The organism is uncultured Granulicatella sp., from assembly GCF_963516875.1.
Taxonomy (GTDB): domain Bacteria; phylum Bacillota; class Bacilli; order Lactobacillales; family Aerococcaceae; genus Granulicatella.
Genome location: NZ_CAUQCL010000006.1, coordinates 11909 through 31531, shown reverse-complemented (window position 1 = coordinate 31531; position 19623 = coordinate 11909). Strand labels below are relative to the sequence as shown.

Annotated in this window: 16 protein-coding genes; all 16 read left to right on the top strand. The window is 30.7% G+C overall.

Features of this window, described 5'->3' with window-relative positions:
• Positions 1-392: 392 nt before the first annotated feature.
• The 16 genes from RWM24_RS03880 to RWM24_RS03805 all read left to right on the top strand — a co-directional run bounded on the left by RWM24_RS03880 (position 393) and on the right by RWM24_RS03805 (position 19578).
• Positions 393-1916, top strand: coding sequence for an ABC transporter ATP-binding protein (locus RWM24_RS03880; RefSeq protein ID WP_314111772.1), 1524 nt, complete (start codon positions 393-395; stop codon positions 1914-1916).
• Between the two features lie 360 nt (positions 1917-2276).
• Positions 2277-2519 (top strand): type II toxin-antitoxin system RelB family antitoxin, encoded by a 243-nt coding sequence (gene relB, locus RWM24_RS03875; protein WP_314111768.1) that lies wholly within the window; start codon positions 2277-2279, stop codon positions 2517-2519.
• A gap of 1 nt (position 2520) precedes the next feature.
• Positions 2521-2775: a type II toxin-antitoxin system RelE/ParE family toxin gene (locus tag RWM24_RS03870; RefSeq protein WP_314111767.1), complete on the top strand. Its 255-nt coding sequence runs from the start codon at positions 2521-2523 to the stop codon at positions 2773-2775.
• 46 nt (positions 2776-2821) lie between these two features.
• Entirely contained in the window at positions 2822-3595 is a 774-nt protein-coding gene (locus RWM24_RS03865) for an ion channel (protein WP_314111764.1), read from the top strand.
• 899 nt (positions 3596-4494) lie between these two features.
• Positions 4495-5199 carry a ribonuclease III gene (gene rnc, locus RWM24_RS03860; RefSeq protein WP_314111761.1) on the top strand — a complete coding sequence of 235 codons (705 nt, stop codon included), beginning with the start codon at positions 4495-4497 and terminating at the stop codon, positions 5197-5199.
• Between the two features lie 15 nt (positions 5200-5214).
• On the top strand, positions 5215-8775 hold the full coding sequence (smc, locus tag RWM24_RS03855) for a chromosome segregation protein SMC (RefSeq protein WP_314111758.1): 3561 nt from the start codon (positions 5215-5217) through the stop codon (positions 8773-8775).
• Between the two features lie 32 nt (positions 8776-8807).
• Positions 8808-11906: a DEAD/DEAH box helicase gene (locus RWM24_RS03850; protein ID WP_314111757.1), complete on the top strand. Its 3099-nt coding sequence runs from the start codon at positions 8808-8810 to the stop codon at positions 11904-11906.
• A gap of 179 nt (positions 11907-12085) precedes the next feature.
• Positions 12086-12382, top strand: coding sequence for a type II toxin-antitoxin system RelB/DinJ family antitoxin (locus tag RWM24_RS03845; protein ID WP_314111755.1), 297 nt, complete (start codon positions 12086-12088; stop codon positions 12380-12382).
• A gap of 1 nt (position 12383) precedes the next feature.
• On the top strand, positions 12384-12722 hold the full coding sequence (locus tag RWM24_RS03840; RefSeq protein WP_314111752.1) for a type II toxin-antitoxin system RelE/ParE family toxin: 339 nt from the start codon (positions 12384-12386) through the stop codon (positions 12720-12722).
• A complete protein-coding gene (locus tag RWM24_RS03835; protein ID WP_314111750.1) occupies positions 12719-13555 on the top strand; it encodes an SDR family NAD(P)-dependent oxidoreductase in 837 nt (278 codons plus the stop codon). The genes RWM24_RS03840 and RWM24_RS03835 overlap by 4 nt, the downstream gene beginning before the upstream one ends.
• Positions 13556-13662: 107 nt before the next feature.
• A complete protein-coding gene (locus RWM24_RS03830) occupies positions 13663-14328 on the top strand; it encodes a zeta toxin family protein (protein ID WP_314111748.1) in 666 nt (221 codons plus the stop codon).
• On the top strand, positions 14321-14482 hold the full coding sequence (locus RWM24_RS03825) for a hypothetical protein (RefSeq protein ID WP_314111746.1): 162 nt from the start codon (positions 14321-14323) through the stop codon (positions 14480-14482). The genes RWM24_RS03830 and RWM24_RS03825 overlap by 8 nt, the downstream gene beginning before the upstream one ends.
• A gap of 229 nt (positions 14483-14711) precedes the next feature.
• Entirely contained in the window at positions 14712-15632 is a 921-nt protein-coding gene (locus tag RWM24_RS03820) for an ABC transporter ATP-binding protein (RefSeq protein WP_314111743.1), read from the top strand.
• Positions 15619-16362, top strand: a complete 744-nt coding sequence (locus RWM24_RS03815; protein ID WP_314111740.1) for an ABC transporter permease — start codon at positions 15619-15621, stop codon at positions 16360-16362. Before RWM24_RS03820 ends, RWM24_RS03815 begins: the two co-directional genes overlap by 14 nt.
• A gap of 124 nt (positions 16363-16486) precedes the next feature.
• A complete protein-coding gene (locus tag RWM24_RS03810) occupies positions 16487-17899 on the top strand; it encodes an ATP-binding cassette domain-containing protein (RefSeq protein WP_314111737.1) in 1413 nt (470 codons plus the stop codon).
• A gap of 377 nt (positions 17900-18276) precedes the next feature.
• Positions 18277-19578: an ATP-binding protein gene (locus RWM24_RS03805; RefSeq protein WP_314111735.1), complete on the top strand. Its 1302-nt coding sequence runs from the start codon at positions 18277-18279 to the stop codon at positions 19576-19578.
• Positions 19579-19623 lie beyond the last annotated feature (45 nt).

The window sequence follows — 19623 nt, the reverse complement described above, 5'->3', positions numbered from 1 at the left end:
ACCTTGGCTCAAAATTTAGGCATGAGACCGCAGGTCTGCTGCCGTCCTGGCTACTTTTAGAAAAGTTCGTTTTACTTTAAATTTGTTACGTAAGAAATTTTTATCTGGAAAATTTATGAAAGAAAATTCTAAAGGTTAATTTAAAAATCACTGAAAGATAAAAAGTAAAGCAATAGGAAAGACTTTTATTGTAGAGTAGTAATATTAGCCATTTTGGCTAATATTACTGGGAAACTTTGAGACCAAGGCTCAAAGGTTAGACATGAGACTTGCAAGGCGAGGCTGCTGTCGACCTTGCTACAATCTGTAAAAGTCTTGTTTATTGCTTTACGTGTTAGAATACGACCCATTTTTTAAGGAGGATCGAAATGATTAAATATTTAAGAAGAGAGATGTTAGGATTTCTGTTAAATATAGCAGGTTTATTTACCGTATCTGGCTTACAAGTTTATGCTGCCTTACGAATGACAAAGGTAGCCGAATATCTCATTCAAAAAAATGTAAAGGTATTCATGATTGAAGTATTTATTATTTTGGGATTATGGATTATTAGTTTAATCATTTCTTACTATCAAACAATTTATCAAGAAATTGTTATTCAAAACATATGTAATAAGATGCGTAGTGATATGTCAGATGCTTCTTGGAAGATTAAAGCTAACTATATTAACGGTCAAGAACAAAAGGAAATTGAGTCATTTCTTCAAAATGATGTAAATATGATTGAAAATAAAGTACTAAGAAGTATTTTTGGTATGATAAAATTTATGTTGCGTGCTATTTTATCTTTAATTGCTTTATTTTACGTCCATTATTTATTATTTATTGTTAGTCTTGCATTATCAATTGTATTATATTTTATCCCGGTAATGACCAAAAAAATGGTGTCTAATGCAGGAAATCATGTTGCTGAGGCAAATAAAAGTTACTTGAATAAAATTAATAATATGATAACAGGAATTGATGTTCTAAAAGAATTTGGGGCATTAAATTTTTATCAGGATTCCTTTAGTCAAGAGTTATTTAAAATTAAGAATAGTAGAGTATTACTTGCTAAAGAAACGAGTAAAGTTACATTTATTATTTTTCTATTGAATGTAATCAGTCAATTATCAGTCATATTTGTAACGGGGCTGTTGATAATAAATCAGTTAATCTTAGTTGGTGCAATTCTTACTACAACTGATTTAGCAATGAAATTATTTGATTCAATTTCTGCGATTAATCAATATATGACTATTATTCATTCTTCAGTTCAACTGTTAGATAAAATTGATAAGTTTGAAAAAAGTGATGATAAAACTATTGAAAAACTACGTATATTATCGTGGGATAATATTACTATTTCAGATTTAGAATTTGGTTATACAACAGATCATGTATTATTTAGCAATGTTAATTTACAATTAGATAAAGGAAAATGGTATGTTTTGAATGGGGCTTCTGGTAAAGGAAAGTCCACACTTTTCAAGTTATTATTACAGCAATTAGAACCAAAAAAAGGTAGCATTTTGATTGATGGGGATAATATTAAACAATACAATACAGATAACTTATTTAGTTATTTAAGACAACAAGGTTATATGTTTGATACAAGTATCAAGGAGAATATTTTATTAGGAAAAGATGAGTCAGATAATTTTAAGGAAATTATTGAACAATTAAATATTGATCTAACTAAAGATATAAATGATTTGTCAGGTGGAGAAAAGCAAAAAGTTGCGATTGCAAGGTTATTAGTTAATCCAAATCCTATCATTTTATTAGATGAAAGTTTTTCAAATATCGATATTGCCAGTTCGAAAATGATTTTAAATAGTTTATCTAAATTAGAAAATACAATGGTTATTATGATAACACATCGTAAGCAAGAATTAGAAGATATTGAGTATGACTCGATAGATATTCTTGAATGATTTTAATCATATTTATTTTTGAAGGATAATAAATGTGTACGTTTGTTTAAATATCATTAATGGCATTTAAAGTAAAAAGAAACTTTTCTAAAAAGTAGCCAGGACGGCAGTAGCCTCGCTTTGCGAGTCTCATGCCTAAATTTTGAGCCTTGGTCTCAAAATTTCCTGTAAAATTATCTTGAGAAGCTAATTTTACTTCGGCTACGGAGAAAAGTTCTTTTTACTTTAAATTTGTTACGTAAGAAATGGAAGTTAAACATTCAACATAAAAAATAAACAAGAGAAGATGTTCTTTTTAAATGGACTGAATACCTAAAAAGTAATACAATGGTGTTACCCTTAGAAAAGGGAGTATAAAAGATGACTACTATTACATTAAAAGTTTCTGAAGCTGATAAAAGATTTATGAAAGCAATGGATAAGTTTGAAGAAGTTTCCCTATCGGAACTTATCCGCACCAAAACTCTTGAAGCTTTAGAAGACGAATACGACGCTCGTGTAGCAGATTCAGCCTATCAAGAGTATTTAGACGACTTGGAAAAAGGAGTTGAACCTATTACTTGGGAAGAAATGATGCATGATTTAGGCTTGGAGGAAGAATAATTTGTATAAATTAGTTCCAACAAGACGTTTCATCAAGCATTTGAAAAAATTGGACCGTTATACGCAGAAGCTAATTACAAACTATTTACAAACTAATGTTTTGGAAGACCCAAGACGACATGGAAAGGCTTTAGTTGGTAATCGAGTTGGTCAATGGGGTTATAGAATTGGTAATTATCGATTTATCGTACAAATTGTAGACACTGAATTAGTCGTTGCTACTCTAGAAGTTGGTCATCGGAGAGATAATTATTGAATTAAAGCTGAGTAATAATAGGATAGAAAGTAAGGAGAGTAAAAATTTGAAGAAAAAATGGTTTTTTGCAGATTATTATGACACAACAATTATTTTACTAGCTTTAATCTCTGTTATTCTGGTATTACTTGGATTTGCTGATATAATTGATTTGGACAACCCCCCTTATAGTATTATTGATTTAGTAATCTGGGCTGTTTTTGTAATTGATTATAGTTGGCGCTTTTTTACGACTAAAAGAAAATGGCGTTTTATTCTAGAAAATATTTTTGATTTATTGGCTATTCTCCCTTTAAATGCTATTTTTACAGTATTTCGGTTAGGGCGTATCTTCCGCTTAGCAAGGCTGACAAAATTACTGAAACTGACTCGTTTACTTAGAATAATTGGACTTACAGGTAAATTAGAAAGAAAAATTAGTAGATTCTTACGGACAAATGGCCTGATTTATATCTTGTATGTTAATATCTTTATCGTGCTAGTAGGAAGTTCAATTTTATCTGTAGTTGAAGAAAAATCCTTCTCAGATAGTCTTTGGTGGGCTCTTGTGACAGTAACCACTGTTGGTTATGGTGATATTGTTCCAGTTTCCCTTTTTGGGAAATGGATAGCTGTTTTATTAATGTTGGTAGGGATTGGTACAATAGGAATGTTAACAAGTGCCTTGACAAACTTTTTTGTAAAAGATAATCTAGATGAACAGATAAAACTTGATAAACTCCAAGACGAATTATCTAGTCAAAGATTATTACTAGAGAAACAATCTGAGAAGATAGATGAACTAAATAGAATGATACAAGAATTGCTTGAAAAAATATAATAAAGGTGAGACAAAACACATAATTTAGTTAACTGTAGTGGGTTGAAGAAAAGCTAAAATCGAGAAAGGACAAATTTCGTTCTTTCTTTTTTGATATTCAAAGTGGTAAATATTTTCCTGTGTATATTCATCAAAATAAGTTCCTTTTGGAAAATAGTCTCGAACCTTTTGTAATACCTAATTCAATTTCAATACGATCAGATAACGTTAAATGTTAATGTTTCATCGTTCCATAACATCATTTGTCTCATACTTAATTCTAACATAAATTTTAGTCCCAGATTAACTTCTATTTTTGATACTTAACTAGAAGTTACTTTAAAACTTTTCGTAAATTATAATAAATATTTTTAAGGATAATAAATGTATACGTTTGTTTAGATATTATTAATGGCATTTAAAGTAAAACGAACTTTTCTAAAAGTAGCCAGGACGGCAGCAGCCCTTCGGTCTCATGCCTAAATTTTGAGCCAAGGTCTCAAAATTTCCTGTAAAAATTAGCTTGAGAAGCTAATTTTACTTCGGCTACGGAGAAAAGTTCTATTTACTTTAAATTTGTTACGTAAGAAATTTTTATCTGGAAAATTTATCAAAGAAAATTCTAGAGGTTGATTTAAAAATTACTGGAAAATAAAAGTGAAGCAATAGAAAAGACTTTTATTGTAGCAGTAGTAATATTAGCCATCTTTGGATAATATTACAGGGAAACTTTGAGACCAAGGCTCAAAGTTTAGACATGAGACTCGCAAGGCGAGGCTGCTGTCGACCTTGCTACAATCTGTAAAAGTCTTTTCTATTGCTTTACGTCTTAGAATACGCCACTATTATAAAATCGTTTGTAATGTTTTATCAAACCTTTTATAATAGGGAGATAGAGAAATGATAAGGAGCCGAAGGGCATGTATTCAATCGAACAATTTAAAGAAAAAATAAAGAAAGACTTTCAAATACAATTTACAAATGAAAACTATCTAAAAGAAGCATTAACTCATTCATCCTATGCAAATGAACATAAAGAGTGCAAAGGAATTTATAATGAACGTATTGAGTTTTTAGGTGATGCCGTTTTAGAATTATTTATTTCTAATTGGTTATACCGTCAAATGCCAACGAAAAAAGAAGGCGAGTTAACAAAATTAAGAGCGCAAATCGTTTGTGAAGAAAGTTTGTCGACACTTGCAAAAGAGTGTGAGTTAGATAAGTATCTTTTATTAGGAAAGGGAGAACGTGCTTCAAAAGGACATGAAAATCCAGCAGTTCTCTGCGACGTATTTGAAGCTTTTGTGGGTGCTATTTATTTAGACCAAGGTTTTGAAGGTGCTAGTCAATTTCTAACACAAGTCATTATTTCGAAAATGAAAGATGGAAGATTTACTTTAGTTGGTGATTTTAAAACAGAATTACAAGAATATTTCCAAAGAAATGGGAATGTGAACATTCGTTATGAATTACTAAAAGAAGAGGGGCCTTCTCATGCACGTTATTATACCGTACAAGTTCATGTGAATGATAAAGGCTATGAAATTGGTGAAGGCAAGACGAAGAAAGCAGCAGAACAATTATCTGCTAGAAGAACATTAGAAAAATTAAACGTTATTTCTTAAAGTAAGGAGTCAAGGATGCAGTTAGAAAAAATTGAAATGTTTGGATTTAAGTCATTTGCGGATAAAACCGTTATCGAATTTGATAAAGGTGTTACAGCAGTTGTAGGTCCAAACGGAAGTGGAAAATCTAATTTGTCAGAAGCAATTAAATGGGTGTTAGGAGAACAATCTGCAAAAAGTTTACGTGGTAAAAAAATGGATGATGTTATTTTTGCAGGTTCTCAAACTCGTAAACCCGTGAATATTGCTGAAGTAAATTTGCATATTAACAATGAAGATGGAAAATTGGCAATAGAGCATTCTCAAGTTGTATTAACTCGTCGATTGAACCGTAATGGGGATAGTGACTTCTTTATTAATAAGAAAGCTTGTCGACTAAAAGATATTACAAGTTTAATGATGGATTCTGGTTTAGGGAAGGATTCCTTTGCCCTAATTTCTCAAGGGAAAGTTGAACAAATTTTTAATGATAAACCTGAAGATCGTCGTATGATTATTGAAGAAGCTGCAGGAGTATTAAAATATAAAGATCGTAAAACTCAAGCGCAAAGAAAATTAGATCAAACACAAGAACATTTAAATCGTGTAGAAGATATTTTACATGAAATTAAAAGTCAATTAACGCCTTTATTAGAACAAAAAGAAAAAGCAATTGTTTATTTATCTAAAAAAGAAGAATTACAAGGTATCGAAACTGCCTTATTAGCCGTTGAAATTGAAACTTTAAATACTCAGTGGACAGTTGCTAAACGAGAAGTAGCTCAGTTACAAGAAACTGTGACGAAAACAGAACAAAAATTAGTAGAGCTAGAGCAGAAAGTATTCGATCAACAAGAATTACTTGCTGTAAAAAATACTGAGTTAGATGAAAAACAAGTGATATACGTTGATGCGATTCAAAAAATGGAACAATTAGATGGTGAACGTAAGGTTTATCAACAAAGACAAGAGTTTGCGAATCGTACCAATGAAGAAAATCAATTAGCTTTAGTGGAAGTCATTCGTCAATTAGAATCAACAGAACAAACTGTGGCTGAATTAGAGCGAGCAGTTGCCATTAAAGAAGTGGAACTGAATGAAATCGAGGCTCAATGGTCTAAATTAGTAGAAGAATTAGAACAATTAAGTCAAGGTAATGAAGAGAGACAAAAGCAATTACAAAGTGACTATATCGAGCAATTACAAGAAATTTCAAAATTAACGAACCAAGAAAAACACTTGGAACGTTCGATGGAACAAAATCAAAATCAACATGATAAATTACTTGAAAAACAAGAATTATTTGAAGAACAATCAAAACAATTAGATCAAAAGATTGCACAGTTAGTAGAAAAAGAAGAAAATCTAGCTCAACAAGCAAATTCTAAACAAGAAGACTTAAATAGTTATCGTCAACAAGCAGACAGTTTACGTCAAGAACGTCAAACGATGCAAGAACAAAAACAAAAGATTGAACGACAATTACAACAAACACAAGCCAACTATCATAGTTTGAAACAAGTTTCAGAAGATTATGCCGGTTACTATCAAGGGGTTCGTGAAATCTTAAAGCAAAAGAAACAAATCGCAGGTGTCATTGGTTCCGTAGCTGAATTAATTCGAGTAGATGATGAGGTTACATTAGCCATCGATATTGCTTTAGGTGCAAGTAGTCAACATGTTGTAGTAGAACATGAACAAGCTGCTGCAAAAGCAATTGACTATTTAAAAATGAACCGTTTGGGACGAGCAACTTTCTTACCACTAACGATTATTAAAGAGAAAAGAATGCCAGATGCGGTTCAACAACAATTATTCTCTTTACAAGGCTATGTTGGAATTGCTAGTGACTTAGTACATGTGGAAAAAACGTATCAATCCATTGTTCGTAACATTTTAGGAACAACGGTAGTTGCCAAAACATTGGATGATGCGATGAAAATTGCTAAAGTCTTGCAATATCGCTATCGTATTGTTTCTTTAGAGGGAGATGTTGTCAATGCTGGTGGTTCAATGACCGGTGGAGCTTCTAAAAACCATCAACAACAATCTCTTGTAAAACGGAATAGTCAATTAGAAACGTTAGAACAACAATTGAATCAGTTGAAAGAGTATGAGAAGCAAGTTTCAGAAAAATGGAATCAGTTGGAAACGAAATGGAACGAAATTGTTCAAAAAGGAACAGCGATTCAAGAAGAAGAAACCCTTTTAAAACAACAATTACAAGAAGTACGCTTAGAATTACAATTCTCAAAAGATGAATTTAATAAAATTAGTCGTCAAACATTAAGTCAACAATATGAATTAGATGAATCGATTCAACAGTATGAACAATTAGAACAGCAATATGTGGAAACTCATGAAGCGTTAAGAACGATTACAAAAGAGAATCAAGCGGTTAAAAAAGAATTGGATTATTTACAATTATCTCAAGAAGACCGTACTCAACAGCTTCAAGAAAAACAACAAGAATTACAAGAAGTGGGGACACAAAAAGCTCGTATTCAAGAGCAAGTCCAACACCAAAAGAAAGAATTCAAACAAGAAAAACTGTCATTAAAACGTTTAGAAGAACAAGTTCATTTACTGGAATCGAAAAAAGATGAACAGAAGGACTTAAAAGAGAAAAATGAAGCAGATTACAACCAAACTGTAAAAGATTACGAAGCGATTAAGGAAACTGTTATAGCATTAGAAATAGATTTAGATAGACTAAAAGAAGAAAGAATTCAATTAGAAGTATTGAATAAACAAACAGAAGTTAGTCGAAATCAAGCGCAACATCAATTACAAGAGTATTTGAAACAACAATCAAAAGTTGAAACAAAAGCCAATCGATTTGAATTAGCAATTGATCAAAAACTGCAATATTTAAGTGAAGAATATGAATTAACATTTGAAGCAGCAATCGAAAAAACAGAATTAACAATGTCCATCGAAGATGCTTCTAAAACGGTTCGTCTCTTAAAACAACAAATCGAACAAATGGGTGCAGTAAACTTAATGGCGATTGAAGAATATGATAAAGTTCAAGAAAGATTTGAATTTTTAACGATTCAACAACAAGACTTACTAGATGCGAAGAAAAATCTAGAAGACACTATAACAGAAATGGATACGGAAGTGACGAGTCGATTCAAACAAACTTTCGATGCTATTTCTAGTCAATTCCAACAAACATTCCCACGATTGTTTGGAGGAGGACGTGCTACTCTAGAGTTAACAGATCCTACGAATTTATTAGAAACAGGAATTGAGATTATTGCTCAGCCACCTGGTAAGAAACTACAATCCTTAAGTTTATTATCTGGGGGAGAACGTGCCTTTACAGCCATTGCATTATTATTTGCAATTTTAGAAGTGAAGCCAGTGCCATTCTGCTTACTAGACGAAGTAGAAGCAGCCTTAGATGAAGCAAATGTTGCAAGATATGGTCGTTACTTGAAAGAATTTACTAAAAATACACAGTTCATTGTAATTACTCATAGAAGAGGAACAATGGAAGAAGCAGATGTATTATATGGAGTAACGATGCAAGAATCTGGAGTTTCAAAACTAGCTTCAGTAAAATTCGAAGACTTTGATGGGTTGGAATAGAAGGTTCATGAATTGTAAGGGAGGAAGTAAAGATGAGTTTTCCGTATTCTAAAAATATAGATTTATTAGGTTTATACTATTTTAGACAATTTAAACAAGAATTTGACAGAAAGTTAGTGGATTATTTTAATAGACCAGAGAAATACGGTATCTTAAGGTTTCAATTGCCTAATGATGGTAATGTTTCAATGAGTGCATTAGATTTAACAGATTTTAAGTGTAGTTGTAGTTTCTTTAAAAATAATCATAATTGTGAACATAAAATTGCTTTTGATTTATATTTTAAAAGTTTATCTGACGAAATTCAAAATCGTATAAAATATTCTCAACTGAACTCATTTGCTACTGAATTAATGCAGGATATTCCAGATGAGGAAGTGTTTGAAGACGATCGTGAATTAAAAAAATATTCTTTAGGAGCGCAATTGGATGTTAATGGAGAATATTTATTATGGACTTTAAAAGTAAAACCAGAAGAATCGAATCGTTATTATATTGTCAAAGATATTTCAAGATTCATTGAATCCATTTATTATGGTTATCCTTATAATATCTCAACAAAATTCAAAGATGAAGTCATGTCTTTAGAATCATTTAATGAACAAGAACAAGCTTGTATTCGTTTTTTATATAAAAATTATTTTGATACAGACAAACAATTATATTATGAATCATTTGGTAAAAATGGAGCACGATATTTACAATTGTCACCTGGTTATATGCCTGAGGCTTGTCAGTTATTTCAAGAATTAGAGGAATTTAGATTTGTAGATGGTACAACAGAATATTCGGAATTCTTTGTAGATGAAACACCTTCAAAATCAACAAAACCAAATTTTGTTGTACGAAAAACAAGTCATAAATATTTGTTTGATTATAAAGGTGGATTTGGGAAAGTTCTTTATACTGATTACTTAATTAGAGAAAATCATATTTATTATATTCCAGAAAAGTATAGAGTTTTTCTAGCTAGATTACAGGAATGGATTGACTTATATACTAAACGTTATGAATTAAGTTTCTTACATCAACAAAAAGAAGAAATGATTCGTTTCTCTAATACGCTATCTATGTTCGCAAATGTGCAATTAATAGAAGAGTTGCAAGCTCATCCATTTATCCCATCTTTTTATTTTTCAAAGGATAGAAGCTTAATCAAAGTTGAGATGAAATGGCATTTTGAAAAGGATACGATTTCTTCAAAGGATGAATTAGTAAAACTCCCATATGCGTATGATGAGAAATTAGCTAAAAAAATTCGATATCAATTTTATCGTTCAGGATTTCAAGAGGGATTTAGCAGTAGTGCGTCCATAGAATTAGCTCAATTTTTCTTAAATGATTTACCAAAGTTTCAGAAATTAGGAGAGGTAGAATTATCAGAGGAATTACAAAAACTCTATATTGAAGATTCAGGGGCTATTAATATTATTGAACAAGATGGCTATCTTTCTGTAAAATTTGATTTTTCAATGCTTTCTGAAAAAGAAGTTGGAGAAGCTTTAAAAGCATTATGGAGTCAAGAGTCCCATTATCAAACGAAAACAGGTCAAGTCATTGTTTTTAATGATGAAAGTCTGAAAGTTGCTAAAGGGTTACAAGATATTCGAGCGAAGTTTTCAAAAGATACGTTTAAAGTTCATAAATCACAAGCATTTGTTTTAGCGGATAGTGTAAAAAATTCTGATACGGTACATTTTTCAAAAGCATTTAAAAAGATGGCTTATTACCTTGCAAATCCAAATCGTTTTGATGCTCCTCCTTATGAAGTAAATGCTCAATTACGTTCTTATCAAAAAGAAGGCGTACAATGGATGAGTATGCTACAATTTCATAATTTTGGTGGAATTTTAGCAGATGATATGGGGTTAGGGAAGACGCTTCAAACGATTACTTTCCTAAATGCTCATTTAAAAGAAAATGAAAGAGTATTAATTTTAGCGCCATCTAGTTTATTATATAATTGGAAAGAAGAGTTTCGTAAATTTACACCAGATGTAGATGTTGAAGTTGTTTATGGAAATGCTAAAAGTCGATTGCTTCAAATAGAAAAACAAGCGACAATTACTATTACTAGTTATTCTTCGTTTAGATCGGATGTAGAAGAATATCAAAAATATCATTATCGTTATTTAATTTTAGATGAAGCTCAAATGGTGAAAAACAGTCAGACAAAAATTGCACACGCATTGAGAGAGTTTGATGTTGAAACTTGCTTTGCATTATCCGGAACACCAATCGAAAACCGATTAGAAGAAATTTGGTCGATTTTCCAATTTGTTCTTCCAGGATTATTACCTAGTAAAAAAGAATTTAGCAAGTTAACACCAGAAATGGTTGCAAAATTAATTCAACCATTTATTTTAAGAAGAAAAAAAGAAGAAGTTGTTTTAGAATTACCGCCATTAAATGAACATTTATATAGTAATGAATTAACTTCTCCTCAAAAATCACTGTATATCGCTCAAGTTCAACGAATGCAAGATATTGTAGAATCTCATTCAGATGATGAATTACAAAAGAGAAAGATAGAATTATTGGCGGGATTAACACGTTTACGTCAAATTTGTAACACACCATCCTTATTCCTGGATGACTACTCAGGAGAAAGTGGAAAAATGGATAGCTTAATTGAATTGCTCACAACACTTCGTGAAAAAGGTGCTCGTCCATTAATTTTCTCACAATTTACAAAGATGTTAGAATTAATTGAGCAGGAATTAGAAAAACAAGGACTCACTTATTTTAAATTAACAGGTCAAACACCATCCGATGAACGTCAAGAAATGGTGAATGCCTTTAATGCAGGTCAAAAGGATTGTTTTTTAATCTCACTAAAAGCTGGGGGAACTGGTTTGAATTTAACGGGTGCAGATACCGTTATTTTATGTGATTTATGGTGGAATCCTTCAGTAGAAATGCAAGCTATTGGACGAAGCCATCGTATTGGACAAACGAAACAAGTAGATGTTTATCGTTTAGTAACTCTTGGTACAATTGAAGAAAAAATTCAACAATTACAAGAGAATAAAAAAGAACTAGTGAATACTGTTTTAGAAGGACAAGAAAGCAAGAATAATCTAACTGTGGAAGATATTAAAGAAATTCTTGGAGTCCATTTAAGTGAATAAGAAATGAAGTAGTTTAGAGAAAGCCTTTTGATGAAGGCTTTTTCTTTTTGTAAAAGAGTGGTTGGAAGGCAATACTAATTCAATTGGTTTTGATAAAAATGTTGAGATTGTTTTAGATGTGTTGCATAACGCAACACATATGGTATAATGATTGTAATCAAATAAGAGGAGAAATATGTATGAAAACAGCTAGTGTAAATGTTAGAATTCAAGAAAATATTAAAGAACAAGCAGAAAATATTTTATCACAGATTGGGCTTTCTCGAGCAGTAGCGATTGATTTATTTTATCGACAAATTATTATGAATAATGGAATTCCATTTTCCTTAACTGTTCCTCAGAAGCAACTTCCTATCCGTGAAACAATGACAGAAGAAGAATTTCAAACAATGATGGATACAGGAATGCAACAGGTAAAAAATAATGAGTCACAAGATATGGATTTTGTTTTTAATGAGTTAATGAAAGGATTATAAAATGGTTGAGTACAGCATTAAGATAACACCTCAAGCATTTGATCACTTACAGGAAATTAGAAACTACATCGAATGTGAGTTGAATGCTCCAGCTGCAGCAAAAAAATTGTTATTTTTATTTAAACATAAGATGAATCAACTTGCCTTAATGCCACAAAGTTATCGTACCATAGATGAAGAACCATGGGGAAGTCAAGGAGTTAGAAAAATCCCAGTTAAGAATTATTATATGTATTATTGGATAGATGAAGAGAATAGAGTAGTTCATATTTTAGCAGTGATTTACAATAGAAGAAATCAGAATCAACAATTATTAGATTTAATGGAGAGTGAATTATGAAGAAAAAAGTGTTAATTACGGGTGTTTGTGGAACCATTGGGGAAGCATTAGTAAATTATTTTATAGAAAATGATGCAATAGTTTATGGTGTTGATTATCAAGAAACACAGTTAGCAATTATGAGTAAAAGGATAGATTCATCAGTATTTTATCCAGTACCAATGGATTTTACTTCGCAAGATTGTTTGAAATATATTGAAGCAATTCAACCAGATATTTTAATTCATGGAGCATCATTAAAAATGACAAATTTTTGTGAAGACTTTGCTGAGTATTATTATTCAAAAAATGTTTTGCAAACAAAAGTGTTTCTAGAGTCGGTATTACCTTTTGTAAAGGAAAGAGTTATATTTATCTCAAGTGATGAAGCATATAAACCCCATAATCAGTTCGGAAGGCAAAAACTAGAAGTCGAACAATATTTGAAGAATTTAAATGATAAGCATCAAGATTGTGTCGTTCAATCGTTAAGATTTCCATTTGTGATTGAAAGTAATGGCTCAGTCTATCATGTGTTTGATAAACTCTCGAAAGAAAATAAACCTCTTCCTTTAACTGATGAACGAATTACAAAGCTAGCAACGAGAAAAGAAGATTTTATTCAAGGTTGGGATGATTTTTATAAACACGTTCTAAAATCAGGAGTTTATACACTAACGATTGGAAAAGTAATAAGTATTAAAGCTTTAGCGGAAGAACTAATTGAGAAGAATCATTCTAAGAGTAAAATAGAAATTATTGGATTGAGCGGAGACGATACTTTAGGAGATCCAATAATGGACTTTAATCATTTTAGCCAGATTACAGAATGTGTCAGTGAGGTTTTTGAATAAGGAGATAAGTTGTGGAAATAAAAATACCAGAATAAGGATGTTACAATATAGCTGATAAAATGCTAGGAAAATGGTATACTTAGACAAAGAATTGAAGGAGGAATACCATGGATCAGAATCTAGAATATGCACAAAATAGAGTAGAAGAGTTTATTTCTGAATTGATTCACGATAGTGTTCCTAGTGAAGAGCCAGATGCAGTATTTATGGCTGGTAGTCCAGGCGCAGGCAAAACAGAAGTTGCTCTTGGATTATCTGAAACTTACGATAATCATATCGTAATTGATGCAGATGCGTTTCGAATTCAATTTCCGGGTTATGACGGTAGTAATTCTAGTCAATATCAAAAAGCATCAGCATGGTTAGTAGATCAGTCTTTTAAATTTGTAGTGGATAACGAATATTCATTTATATTGGATGCAACATTTGCAGTTTTAAGTGCAGAGAAGAATATCATTCGAACATTAAAAAATGGGTATCGTGTGACGTTATTTTATGTTTATCAAGACCCACAAGTGGCATGGAGTTTTACGAAAGAACGTGAATTAGTAGAAGGTCGTGTTGTTCCAAAAGATACATTTATCAATGCTTTCTTCCAATCTAGGGAAAATATTGAAAAAGTAAAAAAACGACATCCAGAAGTAACATTACATATTATTATTAAAGATTATCAAAATAATATATCCGAAGTACATTTTGATGCTGATAATATTCAGCTGGTACTTCCACAGCAATATACGAAACAACAATTGGAGGAAATGTTAGATGAATGACAAAGAAAAAGTAAAACAAATTGTTGAAAAATACAATAAAAGTATCGCAGAACTCTCTGAAAAAGCTACTGCTAAAGAATTCAAGTTTGTGATGAGTTACATCGCACAAGAAGCGAATCGTAGACAGCGAGAGCTTGTTGGAATTAAAGACTAATAGATGGCACGGAACTGGAATTTCTAGTTTCGTGCTTTTTTGAATTTACCAAGACTATTGTACACTCATGTGAATTTTTTCTTTAGAAATAGTTACAATTCTAAAAAAATGCTATAATGTAAAAAACTTCAAATTATGGGAAAATAACAGAGGTTAATATGTTCAAAAAAGAATTTGAACAAAAATGATGGAGAGTTTTTTTGATTATTATTTTAAGGAGAGGTAGTAGATGGTGTTTGAAGTGAAGGGTATAGAAAAACGATACAATAATAAGACAATTTTGCATAATATTTCCTTTGAAATTCCAGAAAATAACATCACGGTGATTCTTGGTAAAAATGGTGCTGGAAAAACGACATTAATTAAATTGATGTTAGGAATGATCAGTGCAGATAAGGGAGATATATTATTTAAAGGAGAGAATCTCTCAGACATTGGACATTCTTACTACCAAAACGTAAGTGCCGTATTAGAGTCAGTCGATAATGTTTATCCATTTTTAACAGGAAAACAAAATATTGAATACTTTCTTGGATTATCAAAACAATCCATAAACTATATGAATGACAGTATTCAAGCGCTAATTGATGAGTTCGACCTCAGAGATGCTATTGATGAACCAGTTGGTGGGTACTCTCGAGGAATGTTACAGAAGCTCTCATTAATTATTTCATTAATGACAAATGTAGAAGTACTATTTTTAGATGAACCCACTTTAGGATTAGATTTTCAAAGTTCAAAGCAACTATGTCAAAAAATTAAACAATTATCAACAGGACAGGAAAAAACGATTATTCTTACCTCGCACCAAGCAGAGATTATAGAATTACTAGCAGACTATGTGATTGTGATTGATGAAGGAGAGGTTGTCTATAAGGGAGATTATCAGAACTTCTTGCAACAAGTCCCACATTCTCAAGAATTTGAAGCGGTTATTGAAGGAGAAGTGATTCATCAAGAGCTAAAATGTCGCATTGAAAAAGGAAAATCATACTTAAAACGAAACTCTATTGACGAGTTAACGGAACTTTTAGTAAAGCATAACTTAATGTCTCATTTAATCAAGATTGAGAAATTAAGTCCTACTGTTGAAGAAACACTGGACTATTTCTATAGTCAAAGAGGAGGAGCTCATTATGAAGTTATTTAAGGCAGAATTATGGAAATATTTACATGAAGTGCGCACTTATTATCCGGATCAGATTGTGAGTATTGTGGTTACTACGATTGTGTTCTATATGTTTTTATTAGTTCAACATCAACAAATGAATCAAGGTTATGTAGGATTTGTGTACTGGTATTTATTGAGTTCGGTTATTAGTGAAGCAGCAGTCTCTGTGTCTTCGGAGAAGCAAATGGGAATCTTAGACCAACTAATTATTAAACCATTTCCTTTTGAACAGCTGATTATAGTAAGGACACTAGTGTGGTTAATTGTCAATCTCATCAAAGTGGCTGTTGTATCACTTATCTTGAGTGCCATTCTTTCAATTCAAATTTCATTCAGTGGGTGGTATATTGTCATCTTCTTATTAACCACAGTTGGAGTGTTTGGATTTACATTAGTATTAGTGGCGTTAACGTTAAAATATACTAAGACGGCATCGTTTGATTCGATTATCTCTTATGCACTATTATTTTTCACTGGAGCTATTTTACCTCACGAAATGATGCCAGAATGGGCAATTTTGATTGGACGATTTCTTCCAATTTCTCTAGGAATTGAAATGACTCAAAATTTGATTCAAGATGAAAGCGTTGCTTGGATGGACTACTTATTATTAGCGGGTCAGTCAGCTTTCTTTTTGGTAATAGGCTATGTCTTATTTAAGAAAATTTACCAATCTAGTAAAAAAGCAGGAATTGATAGAAGTTATTAATCCTACGATTGAGTATTTCTGCATCTAATTTATAGAATGAAGTTTATTGTATCCTATTTGCTATCTAGAATTGACTTTGAACAGTTGAAAAGTAAGGTGAAATTTTAAAGGAGTGGGTGACTTTATGGCTAAAGAAGTTATTAAAATAATTGATATTGAGATGTCTTTTGCAGATAAACCCTTGTTTCATGCTGATAAATTAATCGGTCATATTGGAGAAGTTATTGGGATTGTAGGTAATAATGGTGTAGGTAAAACAACATTATTAAATATTATTTGCGGTAATACAAAATCTACTAAGGGTAGAATAATCTGTGATGTGTTATGTAAAAAGTTTGATCAAAATTGGTTTTCAAATAATGATTATACAAATTTAAATTATAGTGCTGGTGAACAGCAAAGAGATTTCCTATATAAATTGCTTTGTACAAAACAAGGTTGTTTATTATTAGATGAACCAACTAATTTTATGGATATTCAGACGAGAGAGAACTTAATTAAAACGATTAAATCATATAAAAATGGTATCATCATTATAGCTAGTCATGATCGCTATTTTTTAAAAAATGTTGTGACTAAAATATGGGATATTGAGAATAAAGAAATTAGAGAGTATATTGGTACTTATGAAGATTTTGAAAAGCAAAAAGAACTTCATCTTTTAAAACAACAATATGAAAAAGAAGAATATATTAGAGAGAAAAAACATTTAGAAACGATTATTCTAAATAATAAAGAGCAAAGATTACGCCTAGAAAAAAATAAAAATAAAAAGTCATTTGAAAAACCTAGTCGATTAGCTGCAACTAAAGATAAAAGTACAGCTGTTAAGCGAATTGATAGGACAATAAAAAATGTTGAAAAGCGATTAGATAGTTTGGGTGAAATCAATGATATACCTATTGTACAATCAATCCATTTTCCTGAAGGCAATTTTAGAGAACTACATAATAAATATCCTATAAGAGCTGAATTGCTTAATCTCTATTATGAAGATAAACAATTATTAAAAAATGTTAGTTTTCAATTTGCAAATAACTTAAAAATTGCAATTACTGGGAAAAATGGTTCTGGTAAGTCTATATTAATAAAGAATATACTAGCTAACCATCCAAATATTATACTTTCTAAAATGATTAAATTTTCAGTTTTCAAACAATTTCATTTTGATGTTGCAAGTACAAAAAATCTTATAAATTATTTACAAGAAGATTCTAATTTTTCAAGGCAAGATATTATAAATTTATTGAGGGATATTGGGATAGATGCTTCATTATTGAATGTACCAATCAATAAATTAAGTGGTGGGCAGGGAACTAGAATAGAATTATTAAAAGTATTCATTAAAGATGCCAATGTTGTAATATTAGATGAACCTACAAATTCACTAGATATGATTAGTATAAGAGCGCTAGAGGTATTGATTAAAAATTATCCAGGGTTAGTGATTTTTGTTTCTCATGATATGGAATTTGTTAAAAATTGTGCAGACGAAATTTATGCTATTGAAAATAAAACATTGAAAAGATATAAATAATAAAATCTAGTTAGAATAATCTTCTTGTAGTATGATAATAAATAAATTTTGGTTAAAATAGTATCCCTTCTGATGCCAAAATGGGGTATCTTAAATCTGGTGAGGAAACAGCTTTTTTTATATTAAATAATAAAGCTTCCAATCACGATATACTATAGTTATCCACTGTTCCATCAAAAAATCAATCATTATAACCCTATAAAATAAAGAAGCTATATCTCCGTGATATGGCTTTTTATGCTAATTTAAATAAAAGTAGTAAATACGCATTAATTTTAAAAGTGCTAATTGGAAATGTTGATCAAGAATGCTATAATATATTAAACAGATTTAATAAAAATGCGTAATTACAATATATTATTAAATGAGGTGTAAAAATGGAAGTAAAAAGACCAAGATATTTAAATCAACTTATCGATAAAAAAGACAATGGAAGAGTGAAGATTATTACAGGTATTAGAAGATGTGGAAAATCTTATCTTTTATTTGAACTATATAGAAAGTATTTATTGTCCAGTGAAGTGAGTGAAAATCAAATTATAATGATTGCACTTGATAGTCTGAAGAATATCAAATATAGAAATCCAATAGAGCTAGATAATTATTTAAGAGATAAAATACAAGATAATGGACTTAAATATTATATTTTTATCGATGAAATTCAATTTGTAGAAGAAATTTCTAATCCATATTTGGAAGGCACTGAATCAAAGGTAAACTTTGTTGATTTGGTACTTGGACTTATGAAAATTCCAAATGTAGATGTATATATTACAGGTAGTAATTCAAAGATGCTTTCATCAGATGTGCTCACGCAGTTTAGAGATCGTGGTGATGAAATAAGAGTATATCCATTTTCATTTTCAGAATTTTATTCATGTTATGAAGGAGACAAGGGAAAGGCTTTTGATGAATATTGTTTGTACGGTGGTATGCCAATGACTGTACAGATTAGTAATCATGAAAAAAAGAGTGAGTATTTGAAAAATGTTTTTACAAGCACCTATATTAAAGATGTAATGGAGCGTAATAAAGTTCTTAAAGATGCATCTATAATGGATGATTTGTTGGATATTATATCTTCTTCTATTGGTTCTCTATCTAATCCAACTAAGCTGGCGAATACTTTTATGTCAGAAAAAAATATAAAGATATCTCAGTTCACAGTAAGTAATTACTTGGATTACTTTATTGATGCTTTTTTAATTGAAAAAGCCAGAAGATATGATGTGAAAGGAAGGAAATATATATCATCTCCGTATAAATACTATTTTTCAGATATTGGGCTTAGAAATGCAAGGCTAAATTTCAGACAGATTGAGCAGTCACATATTATGGAAAATGTAATATATAATGAACTTCGTATGAGGGGGCTAAATGTAGACGTTGGTGTTGTGGAATATAACTATAAAGATGAGAATAAAAAAACGATTAGAAAAAATTTAGAAGTAGACTTTATTATCAATAGAGGAAGTAATAGATATTATATTCAATCGGCACTTAATGTTGATACAAAAGAAAAACAAGTACAAGAGACGGAATCGTTGAGAAGAACAGGAGATTCATTTAAGAAAGTTGTTATAGTTAGAAATAATATAGTACCTAGATTTGATGATGACGGGATTTTATATATTGGAGTAGAGGATTTTCTCTTGGATGAAACAGCACTGGATTTATAGAAATTACATCATATGATTTAATAAAACTGAGTATTTACAATATAA

Coding starts and splice junctions, on each gene's coding strand:
- RWM24_RS03880 (WP_314111772.1), top strand. CDS start 393: ATGTTAGGATTTCTGTTAAATATAGCAGGTTTATTTACCGTATCTGGC.
- relB (WP_314111768.1), top strand. CDS start 2,277: ATGACTACTATTACATTAAAAGTTTCTGAAGCTGATAAAAGATTTATG.
- rnc (WP_314111761.1), top strand. CDS start 4,495: ATGTATTCAATCGAACAATTTAAAGAAAAAATAAAGAAAGACTTTCAA.
- smc (WP_314111758.1), top strand. CDS start 5,215: ATGCAGTTAGAAAAAATTGAAATGTTTGGATTTAAGTCATTTGCGGAT.
- RWM24_RS03850 (WP_314111757.1), top strand. CDS start 8,808: ATGAGTTTTCCGTATTCTAAAAATATAGATTTATTAGGTTTATACTAT.
- RWM24_RS03845 (WP_314111755.1), top strand. CDS start 12,086: ATGAAAACAGCTAGTGTAAATGTTAGAATTCAAGAAAATATTAAAGAA.
- RWM24_RS03840 (WP_314111752.1), top strand. CDS start 12,384: ATGGTTGAGTACAGCATTAAGATAACACCTCAAGCATTTGATCACTTA.
- RWM24_RS03835 (WP_314111750.1), top strand. CDS start 12,719: ATGAAGAAAAAAGTGTTAATTACGGGTGTTTGTGGAACCATTGGGGAA.
- RWM24_RS03830 (WP_314111748.1), top strand. CDS start 13,663: ATGGATCAGAATCTAGAATATGCACAAAATAGAGTAGAAGAGTTTATT.
- RWM24_RS03825 (WP_314111746.1), top strand. CDS start 14,321: ATGAATGACAAAGAAAAAGTAAAACAAATTGTTGAAAAATACAATAAA.
- RWM24_RS03820 (WP_314111743.1), top strand. CDS start 14,712: ATGGTGTTTGAAGTGAAGGGTATAGAAAAACGATACAATAATAAGACA.
- RWM24_RS03815 (WP_314111740.1), top strand. CDS start 15,619: ATGAAGTTATTTAAGGCAGAATTATGGAAATATTTACATGAAGTGCGC.
- RWM24_RS03810 (WP_314111737.1), top strand. CDS start 16,487: ATGGCTAAAGAAGTTATTAAAATAATTGATATTGAGATGTCTTTTGCA.
- RWM24_RS03805 (WP_314111735.1), top strand. CDS start 18,277: ATGGAAGTAAAAAGACCAAGATATTTAAATCAACTTATCGATAAAAAA.